The sequence below is a fragment of the Phytopseudomonas straminea genome (genome assembly GCF_900112645.1).
Classification (GTDB): Bacteria; Pseudomonadota; Gammaproteobacteria; order Pseudomonadales; family Pseudomonadaceae; genus Aquipseudomonas; species Aquipseudomonas straminea.
On the sequence record NZ_FOMO01000010.1, the window covers coordinates 148,650 to 158,949 of the forward strand.

Consider the following 10,300-nt stretch of genomic DNA (forward strand, 5'->3'; position numbering starts at 1 on the left):
AAACGCCATGCTGAGTTGGGCCATTACCTTTCTGATCATCGCCATCGTTGCTGCCGTACTGGGTTTCGGTGGTATCGCAGGCACTGCCACAGGTATCGCGAAAATCCTTTTCGTGGTGTTCCTGGTGATGTTCATCGTTTCGTTCATCATGGGTCGTCGCCCACGGGGCTAGGCGAGGCATGCTGATGAATCGATTCAAGACGCTCGCTGCCGCTCTCTTGCTGGGCGGTAGTGCGGCGGCCTTGGCCGCCAATACCGATGGCGAGTTTCGCCTCAACGAGTTGCTGACCAGCAACACTGAGTATCGTGAAGCCTGGCAGGATCTGATTCGCGATGAGGAGCGTCTGCCCGAATGGGTGATCAACCTCAGTGGCATCGCCACGCCGATGAAGACCCTGGAGGAAGACGGTGACTCCTATCTGGTCGGGCAATTGTGCGAAACCTCGGACTGTTTCAATCAGCGCCTCTACGTTGCCTTTTCCCAGGACGGGGACGATGCCTACGCCCTGTGGGTGCAGGTACCTGCCGGACTGCCCAAGGACAAGACACCCAGCAAGCACGCTGATCTGCGCTGGCTCGGTGAGCCGGACGACGGCATCAAACAGCTGCTCCAGGAGCAGTTGAAGAAAGACCCCAACTGGTACTGATGCAACCAAACGGCGCCTTCTGGCGCCGTTGCTCTATCCGCACTCCGCTATTCCCCCGCAGCGCATTTACGCTTCCACTTCCAGCCCCCGGCCGCGCTATCATCAGCCGCTACGTTTCAGGGGGTGACCTATGCTCAACGGCCTATGGCTGAGCTTTTTCGTGGTGGCGGCAGTGGCCGCTCTCAGTCGCTGGCTGCTGGCGGACGACCCGGCGGTATTCGGCGCGATGGTGGAAAGTCTGTTTGCCATGGCCAAGCTGTCCGTCGAAGTGATGGTGCTGCTATTCGGCACCCTGACCCTGTGGCTTGGCCTGCTGCGCATCGCCGAGAAGGCCGGCCTGGTGGATGCCCTGGCGCGGGTGCTCGGTCCGCTATTCGCCCGGTTGATGCCCGAAGTGCCCCGCGGCCATCCGGCACTCGGCCTGATCACCATGAACTTCGCCGCCAACGGCCTGGGCCTGGATAACGCTGCCACGCCCATCGGCCTCAAGGCCATGCGCTCGCTACAGGAGCTCAACCCCAGTAGCACCACGGCGAGCAACGCGCAGATTCTGTTTCTGGTGCTCAACGCCTCATCGCTGACGCTGCTGCCGGTAAGCATCTTCATGTACCGCGCCCAGCAAGGCGCGCCCGACCCGACCCTGGTGTTCCTGCCCATCCTGTTGGCGACCAGCGTGTCGACCCTGGTCGGCCTGTTCTCCGTGGCCATCATGCAGCGTCTGCGCCTGTGGGACCCGGTGGTGCTGGCCTACCTGATTCCCGGCGCCCTCCTGCTCGGCAGTTTCATGGCCATGCTCGCCGGCATGTCCGCCACTGCGTTGGCGGCACTGTCGTCGCTGATGGGCAACCTCACCCTGTTCGGGATAGTCGTCGCCTTCGTGGTGATCGGCGCGCTGCGCAAGGTGCAGGTTTACGAGCAGTTCATCGAGGGCGCCAAGGAGGGTTTCGACGTCGCCAAGAGCCTGCTGCCCTACCTGGTGGCGATGCTCTGCGCGATTGGCGTGCTGCGCGCCTCCGGTGCTCTGGAGGCAGCGCTGGACGGTATCCGCTGGATCGTCGCCTGGGGCGGCTGGGACACCCGCTTCGTCGACGCGCTACCCACTGCAATGGTCAAGCCGTTCTCCGGCAGCGCCGCCCGGGCCATGCTGATCGAAACCATGCAGAGCCAGGGCGTGGACAGCTTCCCGGCATTAGCGGCAGCGATCATCCAGGGCAGTACGGAGACCACCTTTTACGTGCTGGCCGTGTACTTCGGCGCGGTCGGTATCCAGCGCGCCCGGCATGCGGTGGGCTGCGCTTTGCTCGCCGAGTTCGCCGGCGTAGTAGCTGCGATTGGCGTGTGCTACTGGTTCTTCGGCTGATCGGCCGAGTCATCAGCCGGCGCAGCTGAGGGCTGCTCGGCTTCGGGTTGGCCTTTGGGTTCGGGCTCGGCGGGCGGCTCGGTCGACTCAGGCGCCGGTTCGGCCGGCGTTTCAGGTTCATCCTGTGGCGCCTCAGCCGGCTCCTCGGATTCGGCGGCCGGCTTGTCTTTGATGCTCGGCGAACTCGCCGGCATGCTGCCATCGGCGGTGACCTCGAAGCGCAGTACGCCGATCATCTGCCCGGCATCGGTCAGCACCTGAATCTCCCAGTCGCCTTCCACGTCCTGGGGGAAATTCTTCTTGTGGGTCCAGGCGCGGTAGCCTTTCTCGCGGCCGCCGTGGATGTCCAGGGCGATGCGCTCCAGCTCCTTACCGTTGTGTTCCCAGACGTGATAGATGCGCTCGTCCAGACCGCGCGGTGCGTTGATCGCCGTGTAGGCGTACAGGCCGTTGGCGCGCAGCTGGCTGACGGTCAGCTGATCGATACCTTCGCCCGGTGAACGGTTCTGGTTGTCGAACTCGGTGGTGATCGCCACCTCGGTCAGCCACAACGTGGCCGGCGGCACCCAGGTGCGGGTCACCCAGCCGAACGCGCCGATGGCCAGGGTCAGGCCAACCAATAGCAGGCCGCGCCACCATTTGCGCACGGTGATGATGGTGAACAGGCTGGGAAACGACAGCACCACCGCCGCGGCGAGGGAGTACTGATAGCTTTGCGTGGTGTTGAGCTTGAAGATGATCGGCAGCGCCGTGAGCATCACCGCGAACAGCGCCAGGGTGTGATAGGCGAGAAAGATCCAGCGCCGCGGCGCCAGCCACTTGTAGTACAGCGGATCGGTGATCGACACCAGCGCCGCGGCGGCCAGCAAGCCGCTGAACAGCGCCTGACTGCTGTTCCAGGTGGTGGTGATGAAGAAGAACGGCAGAACGAAGAACAGACTTTCCTGGTGGATCATCTGCGTGGCGTAACGCAGCAACGGCCGCGGCAGCTCGAAACCGAAGCGCGCGGCGATGCGTTCGCGCAGCACGTTTTCGAGAATCAGCCATAGCCAGCTGACCAGCAGCACCAGAGCCAGCACCTTGGCCAGTCCGGCTTGACGGTCGACCAGCACGAAGCTGGCGACACCGGAGAAAAAACCGAAAATGGCGATGGCGCCCGGATGCCGCTGCATCAGCGCGATGATCCGGAATATGAGGCTTTTGCTGGAATCGAGTAGAGACAAGGCAGTTCTGGCAGTCATCTAGAACGATTCGCAGGATACTGCATTTGCCCTAATTTGCGGCTTCCGCCGATCAGGCGCAGTTCGTCTGAAGTGCGGCGATGGGAGCCCTCTAGGCGAGGTGCTACAGGACTTGTGGGAGCGCGCCATGCGCGCGAAATCATGAACATAACTCGTCTTATAGATTGCTACGCGGTCCTGCTGCCTGTGAGACCAATCAGCTCATAACTCGATACTGCTGCGCCTCCCCCAACAACCAATCCCGAAACGCCTGCAACGCCGCCGACTCCACCTTGCGCTCCGGCACGGTCAGGTAATAGGCGCGGCCGCCGTCCGGTACCGGTCGATCGAGGGCGACCACCAGGCTGCCGTCGGCCAGCTCGCGCTGGATAAGAAACGGCGGGATCAACGCCACCCCCATCTCATGACGGGCCGCCTGGGCGAGCATCGAGAACAGTTCCAGGCGCGGGCCGGTCATGTCGCGACTGACGTTCAGCCCCTGCGCCGCGAACCACTGGCGCCAGGCGTAGGGGCGGGTGCTCTGCTGCAGCAGCGGCAGCTCGGCGATGCGCTCGACGGTGGCTGGCTGGCCGCCGAGCAGCATGGGGCTGCACACCGGCGTCAGGTGTTCGTGCATCAGAAAATGCGCCTCGGTACCCGACCAGTCGCCATCGCCGAAATAGATCGCCGCGTCGAAGCCGGTGTCGGCGAACAGGAACGGCCGTGTGCGGTTGGTCAGGTGCACGGTGACCTCCGGGTGCAATCGCTGGAAGTCCTTGAGTCGCGGCAGCAGCCATTGCGTCGCGAAGGTCGGTACCACGGCGAGCTCCAGGCCCATGGCGCCCTGGGCACCCATCAGCGCCAGGGTGTCGCGCTCCACGGCATCGAGCTGCGCGGCTACCTTGGCCGCATAGGCGGTGCCTGCTTCGGTCAGCAATACGCCGCGGCGCGAGCGGCGAAACAGCTCAACGCCAAGAAAAGCTTCGAGCCCGGCGATCTGCCGGCAAACCGCGCCCTGGGTCAGCGCCAGTTCATCGGCTGCCCGGGTGAAGCTCTGGTGGCGGGCGGAGGCCTCGAAGGCGACCAGCGCTGCGGTGCTGGGGATCTTGCGACGCATCTGTGCAAGTACCTCACTGGATAGCGCGTTTTATTGATCCTAAGGCTATCTCGGAGTGAGTTTTTTGCACAGTGGCATGCGGATTAGTCGTTTGCGGGCAGCCGGCTAGGCTTTTAGGCTCAGCCCACACGTTACTGCCCGAGGATTTCACGATGGCCGGCAAGGCAAGCTTCAACTGGATCGACCCGCTGCTGCTCGACCAGCAGCTCACCGAAGAAGAGCGCATGGTGCGTGACAGCGCTGAGCAATTTGCCGCCGACAAGTTGGCGCCGCGGGTGCTCGAGGCCTTCCGTCATGAAAAGACCGACCCGGCGATCTTCCGCGAGATGGGCGAAACCGGCCTGCTTGGTGCGACCATTCCTGAAGCCTACGGCGGCAGCGGCCTCAACTACGTGTGCTACGGGCTGATCGCCCGCGAAGTGGAGCGTATCGACTCCGGTTACCGATCGATGATGAGCGTGCAGTCGTCGCTGGTGATGGTGCCGATCAATGAATTCGGCAGCGAAGCGACCAAGCAGAAGTACCTGCCCAAGCTGGCCACTGGCGAGTACATTGGCTGCTTCGGCCTCACCGAGCCGAATTATGGCTCCGATCCGGGCTCGATGATCACCCGCGCCAAGAAGGTCGACGGCGGTTACCGCCTGACCGGCAACAAGATGTGGATCACCAATAGCCCGATTGCCGATGTCTTCGTGGTCTGGGCCAGGGACGATGCCGGCGAGATCCGCGGTTTCGTGCTGGAAAAGGGCTGGGAAGGCCTGTCGGCGCCGGCGATTCACGGCAAGGTCGGCCTGCGTGCGTCGATCACCGGCGAAGTCGTCATGGACAACGTGTTCTGCCCCGAAGAGAACGCGTTCCCCGATGTGCGCGGCCTGCGCGGCCCGTTCACCTGCCTGAACTCGGCTCGCTACGGCATCAGCTGGGGCGCGCTGGGTGCTGCCGAAGCCTGCTGGCACACGGCGCGCCAGTACACCCTGGATCGTCAGCAGTTCGGCCGCCCATTGGCCGCCAACCAGCTGATCCAGAAGAAGCTTGCCGACATGCAGACCGAAATCACCCTGGCCCTGCAGGGCTGCCTGCGCCTGGGGCGGATGAAGGACGAAGGCACCGCGGCGGTGGAAATCACGTCGATCATGAAGCGCAACAGCTGCGGCAAGGCGCTGGATATCGCTCGGATGGCCCGTGACATGCTGGGCGGCAACGGCATCAGCGACGAATTCGGCGTGGCCCGCCATCTGGTCAACCTCGAGGTGGTCAACACCTATGAGGGTACCCACGATGTGCACGCGCTGATTCTGGGGCGGGCGCAGACGGGCATCCAGGCCTTCTTCTAAGCCGCTCCAGCTTGTCGATCGTTCCCGCGCCTGGCGTGGGAGCGCCTGCGTCATCTCCGTACGAGGCCTCTGCGATGTCCGGTGCTCTGTCTCATCTGCGCGTGCTCGACCTGTCCCGCGTGCTCGCCGGGCCCTGGTGCGGGCAGAACCTGGCCGACCTCGGCGCCGATGTCATCAAGGTCGAACGGCCCAAGGTCGGCGATGACACCCGCCAGTGGGGGCCGCCCTACCTGCGTGATGGCGACGGGCGCGACACCAGCGAGGCGGCCTATTTCCTCGCCGCCAACCGCAACAAGCAGTCGCTGACCCTGGATTTCACCCAGGCCGAAGGCCAGCGCCTGGTGCGCGAGCTGGCGGCCAAATCGGACATCCTCATCGAGAATTTCAAGGTCGGCGGCCTGGCGGCCTACGGGCTGGATTACGCCAGCCTCAAGGCGATCAACCCGCGGCTGATCTATTGCTCGATCACCGGCTTTGGCCAGAGCGGCCCTTACGCCAAGCGTGCCGGTTATGATTTCATGATCCAGGGCCTGGGCGGCCTGATGAGCCTGACCGGCCAGCCCGATAGCGGCGAGGGCGGCGAGGGCGGCGGCCCGGTCAAGGTCGGCGTCGCGCTGACCGACATCCTCACCGGGCTGTACGCCACGGTCGCCGTGCTGGCGGCGCTGGCGCACCGCGACAAGACCGGCGAGGGCCAGCACATCGACATGGCCCTGCTCGACGTGCAGGTGGCGTGCCTGGCCAACCAGGCGATGAACTACCTGACCACCGGTGTTTCGCCGAAGCGCCTGGGCAATGCCCACCCCAACATCGTGCCTTACCAGGCCTTCCCGACCGCCGATGGCGACCTGATCCTCACGGTGGGTAATGACAGCCAGTTCCTCAAGTTCTGCGAAGTGGCCGGCCATCCCGAATGGGGCGCGGACCCGCGCTTCGCCAGCAACGGCCAGCGTGTCGCCCACCGCGCCGAGCTGATCCCGCTGATCCGCCAGGCCACGGTGTTCCGTACCACCGCGCAATGGGTCGGCCTGCTCGAAGCGGCAGGCGTGCCATGCGGGCCGGTCAACGATCTGCAGCAGGTGTTCGCCGATCCGCAGGTTATCGCCCGGGGGCTGCGTCTTGACCTGCCCCATCCGCTGGCGGGCAACACGCCTCAGGTGGCCAGCCCGCTGCGGCTGTCGGCCAGCCCCGTCGAATATCGCCAGGCGCCGCCGCTGTTGGGGGAGCACACCGAGCGGGTGCTCGGCGAGGTGCTGGGGCTGGACGCCGAGCAGATTCAGGCGCTACGGGATCAGGGCGTGATCTGACCCGGCGTGAGCCGCCGAGTCAAAGACGAGGAGTGTACTCAGGCGTCCAGTTGGGAGGCCGGGCCGAAGAACTCGTAGTGGCACTGTTCGCCGGGAACCCCGAGGTCGCTCAGGTGCCGCTTGACCTGCGCCATGAAGGGCTTCGGCCCGAGGAAGTAAGCGTCCAGGTCGCGGTCTTCCGGCAGCCAGTCGGCCAGTTGTTCGCGGCTGACCACGCCCTGGGCATGGGGCTGGTCACCGTCACGCGGGGCGCTGTAGCAGAAGCGGTAACTGATCTGTGGGTAATCACGGCTCTGTTCTTCAATCCACCGTTTGAAGGCATGCACCCCGCCGTGGCGCGCATAGTGAATGAAATGAATCGGCCGGCCGCTCTCGCGGGCCGCTTCCAGCATGGTCAACGCCGGCGTGATGCCTACGCCCGCGGTGATCAATGCCAGGGGCTTGCTCGAAGGGCGCAGCACGAAGTCACCCGCTGGTGGAAACAGCTCCAGGGTGTCGCCTTCCTGGACATGGTCATGCAGGTAGTTGGATACCTTGCCCTCGTTTTCGCGCTTTACGCTGATGCGATAGTCGCGGCCGTTGCCCTGAGCGGAAAGCGAGTAGTTGCGGCGCTGTTCCTGGCCATCGATGACCATGCGCAGGCCGATGTACTGTCCCGGCTGCTGGCGTAGCACGGCACCGCCGTCCACCGGCGCCAGGAGGAAAGAAGTGATCTCCTCGCTCTCGACGTTCTTGCTCACCACCTTGAAGTCGCGCGACCCGCGCCACCCGCCCGGTGCCTGTTCGTGCTCCTTGTACGCCTGCTCTTCGGCGCCGATCAGGATGTCCGCCAGTTGCCCGTAGGCCACGCCCCAAGCCTGGATCACCTCATCCGTAGCGATTTCCTCACCCAGCACTTCGCGAATGGCCCGCAACAGGCAACTGCCCACGATCGGGTAATGTTCCGGTAGGATCTGCAGCGCCACGTGCTTGTTGACGATCTGGCCTACCAGCGGGCCGAGCGCCTCCAGGCGGTCGATGTGCCGGGCATACATCAGCACCGCACTGGCCAGTGCGCGCTGCTGGGCGCCGCTGGCCTGGTGAGCCTGATTGAACAGCGGGCGCACCTGCGGATACTCCTTCAGCATCATCGCGTAGAAGTGTCGGGTCAGGGCTTCGCCGCCGGTTTCCAGCAGGGGCACGGTGGCTTTGATGATGGCGCGTTGTTGGTTGCTCAGCATGGTGATCGTTCCTGTCGCAAGGCATGGATGTTTTCTCTACCTGGCTCATTACAGATCCCGTGCCAACTTGCGAGGCCGCTGGATTACTGGGGTTGGGCATGCTATGAGTCTTTTTGACTTAGGTGCTTTTGTGTCTTTATGACTCTATTGGTGTCTTTATGACTTCGAATCCGTTGCTGGGCGCCCTGCTTCCGCTGGTGGACGACCTGTCCCGCGAACTCCCCGAGCGTGAGCGCTATCGACGGCTGCTCGCTGCCTTGCGGCAGCTGTTTCCCTGTGACGCCGTGGCGCTGCTCAGGCTCGACGGCGAGGTGCTGGTGCCGCTGTCCGTGGAGGGGCTGAGCGCCGACACCATGGGCCGACGCTTCAAGGTGAGCGAGCATCCGCGCCTGCATGAGCTGTTGCAGCATCGCGGGCCCACCCGCTTTGCCGCCGACTGCGAGTTGCCCGATCCCTACGATGGCTTGCTGGAAGGGCAGCATGGGCACCTGGAAGTGCATGACTGCCTGGGTTGCCCGCTGTATGTGAAAGAGCAGCTCTGGGGGCTGCTGACCCTGGACTCGCTGCAGTCGAGCAGCTTCGGCCGTGTCGACCTGGGCATGCTGGAAGCTTTCGCCAGTCTCGCGGCGGCGACCGTGGCGGCCAGTGAGCGCATTTCCCTGCTTATGGGGCGTGTGGAAGATGAGCAACGCCGCGCCGACCTTTATAAGCAAGCAGCTGCCGCCGTACGGCCGAGGGAGATGATCGGTCAGAGCCCCAGGCACAAGGCGCTGCTGCAGGAGATCGAGCTGGTCGGCAGCAGTGACCTGACGGTGCTGATCAGTGGCGAGACGGGCGTGGGCAAGGAGCTGGTGGCCGAGGCGCTGCATGGAGCGTCGGCCCGGGCCTCACGACCCATGGTCAGCATCAACTGTGCGGCGCTGCCGGATACCTTGGTGGAGAGCGAGTTGTTCGGTCACGTCCGGGGCGCATTTTCGGGAGCGGTCAGCGAGCGGCGTGGCAAGTTCGAACTGGCTGACGGTGCCACCCTGTTTCTCGACGAGGTAGGCGAGCTGCCCCTGGCAGTGCAATCAAAGCTGCTGCGGGTATTGCAGAGCGGGCAGCTGCAGCGTGTAGGGTCGGATCGCGAGCACCGGGTAGACGTCCGCGTGCTGGCGGCTACCAACCGCGACCTGGCCGAAGAGGTGCGTGCCGGGCGCTTTCGTGCCGACCTCTATCATCGCCTGAGCGTCTACCCGCTCAAGGTGCCGGCTCTGCGTGAGCGGGGGCGCGACGTGTTGCTGCTGGCGGGGTACTTTCTCGAAGACAATCGTGCGCGCCTGGGGCTGCGCAGCCTGCGTCTTGCGCCGGATGTGCAGAAGACGCTCTTGCAGCATGACTGGCCGGGCAATGTTAGAGAGTTGGAGCACCTGATCGGCCGCGCAGCGATCAAGGCGCTGTCGGCCTGTGCCGAGCGTCCGCAGATACTGACCATCGACAGCCGCGCGCTGGACCTGCATCCCGCGCATCGTAGCTATATAGAAGAAGAGGTGAGCGGGACGAGCGAGGCAGAGGTACCGCCGGCGGGGCAGTCGCTTCGCGACGCGGTGGATGACTACCAGCGGCGTCTTATACAAGCAGCCCTCGATCGTCATGCCGGGCGCTGGGCGGAGGTGGCGCGCGAGCTGGCAGTGGATCGGGCCAACCTGCAGCGGTTGGCCCGGCGGCTGGACCTGAAATAGGCCCGTTCGGGTTGCTGCTTATATAGAAGGAGCCCGTCTGGCAGCTTTATTTCAATTAGATGAAATAACCCCTTGACCTGAGTTTCGAGGGGCCTATAATGCGCACCACTTCCGGCGCAGTCTGATCTGAAAACTCTTTGTAGATCAACGAGTTAGACGAAGATAAAGGTTGCACGGACGGCGAATTCGAGTAGAATGCGCCGGCATCGACAGGGCGGTTTGAGTGGTTCTGTGGATGGTTCGGTCAGGTTGATCGAAGGCGGTAAATGAGGGTGTTGACAGCGGTTTGTAACGCTGTAGAATGCGCCTCCCGCTGGAGAGAAGATGGTCTGGTCGGGCGCTGCAAGGTGTTGAGAAGAAAGAAAAAATTCTTC

The 10,300-nt window shown here is 63.9% G+C and carries 10 protein-coding genes; 6 read left to right on the forward strand and 4 right to left on the reverse strand.

Translation table 11 applies throughout. From position 1 onward, the window contains the following. Positions 1–7: 7 nt before the first annotated feature. From BM279_RS20250 to BM279_RS20260, 3 genes are all read left to right on the forward strand, one after another. Complete coding sequence (locus BM279_RS20250; protein WP_013789335.1) at positions 8–172, forward strand: DUF1328 domain-containing protein; 165 nt, start codon at positions 8–10, stop codon at positions 170–172. A gap of 13 nt (positions 173–185) precedes the next feature. Next, on the forward strand, positions 186–647 hold the full coding sequence (locus BM279_RS20255) for an inhibitor of vertebrate lysozyme family protein (RefSeq protein WP_178109922.1): 462 nt from the start codon (positions 186–188) through the stop codon (positions 645–647). Between the two features lie 130 nt (positions 648–777). Continuing rightward, positions 778–2,007 carry a nucleoside recognition domain-containing protein gene (locus tag BM279_RS20260; protein ID WP_093506764.1) on the forward strand — a complete coding sequence of 410 codons (1,230 nt, stop codon included), beginning with the start codon at positions 778–780 and terminating at the stop codon, positions 2,005–2,007. Here the strand turns inward: BM279_RS20260 and BM279_RS20265 are convergent. Together BM279_RS20265 and BM279_RS20270 are read right to left on the reverse strand one after the other, a co-directional pair. After that, positions 1,989–3,248 carry a DUF5924 family protein gene (locus BM279_RS20265; protein ID WP_093506766.1) on the reverse strand — a complete coding sequence of 420 codons (1,260 nt, stop codon included), beginning with the start codon at positions 3,246–3,248 and terminating at the stop codon, positions 1,989–1,991. The genes BM279_RS20260 and BM279_RS20265 overlap by 19 nt on opposite strands. Positions 3,249–3,444: 196 nt before the next feature. After that, positions 3,445–4,344, reverse strand: a complete 900-nt coding sequence (locus tag BM279_RS20270) for a LysR family transcriptional regulator (RefSeq protein WP_093506768.1) — start codon at positions 4,342–4,344, stop codon at positions 3,445–3,447. A gap of 152 nt (positions 4,345–4,496) precedes the next feature. Here BM279_RS20270 and BM279_RS20275 point away from each other — a divergent pair, with 152 nt between their 5' ends. Beyond that, positions 4,497–5,678 carry an acyl-CoA dehydrogenase gene (locus BM279_RS20275; RefSeq protein ID WP_093506770.1) on the forward strand — a complete coding sequence of 394 codons (1,182 nt, stop codon included), beginning with the start codon at positions 4,497–4,499 and terminating at the stop codon, positions 5,676–5,678. 74 nt (positions 5,679–5,752) lie between these two features. Then, the gene (locus BM279_RS20280; RefSeq protein WP_093506772.1) at positions 5,753–6,985 is read left to right on the forward strand and encodes a CaiB/BaiF CoA transferase family protein; all 1,233 of its coding nucleotides are present in this window, start codon (positions 5,753–5,755) and stop codon (positions 6,983–6,985) included. 38 nt (positions 6,986–7,023) lie between these two features. On the opposite strand, the gene hmpA is transcribed toward BM279_RS20280, so the two are convergent. Beyond that, a complete protein-coding gene (gene hmpA, locus BM279_RS20285) occupies positions 7,024–8,205 on the reverse strand; it encodes an NO-inducible flavohemoprotein (protein ID WP_093506774.1) in 1,182 nt (393 codons plus the stop codon). Positions 8,206–8,363: 158 nt separating this feature from the next. Between hmpA and norR the strand changes: the two genes are divergently transcribed. Further along, positions 8,364–9,926, forward strand: a complete 1,563-nt coding sequence (gene norR / locus BM279_RS20290) for a nitric oxide reductase transcriptional regulator NorR (RefSeq protein WP_093506776.1) — start codon at positions 8,364–8,366, stop codon at positions 9,924–9,926. A 152-nt stretch (positions 9,927–10,078) separates the two neighbouring features. On the opposite strand, the gene BM279_RS23465 is transcribed toward norR, so the two are convergent. Continuing rightward, positions 10,079–10,300 (reverse strand): hypothetical protein (locus BM279_RS23465; RefSeq protein ID WP_208604553.1); only part of this gene is annotated, 222 nt, incomplete at its 5' end.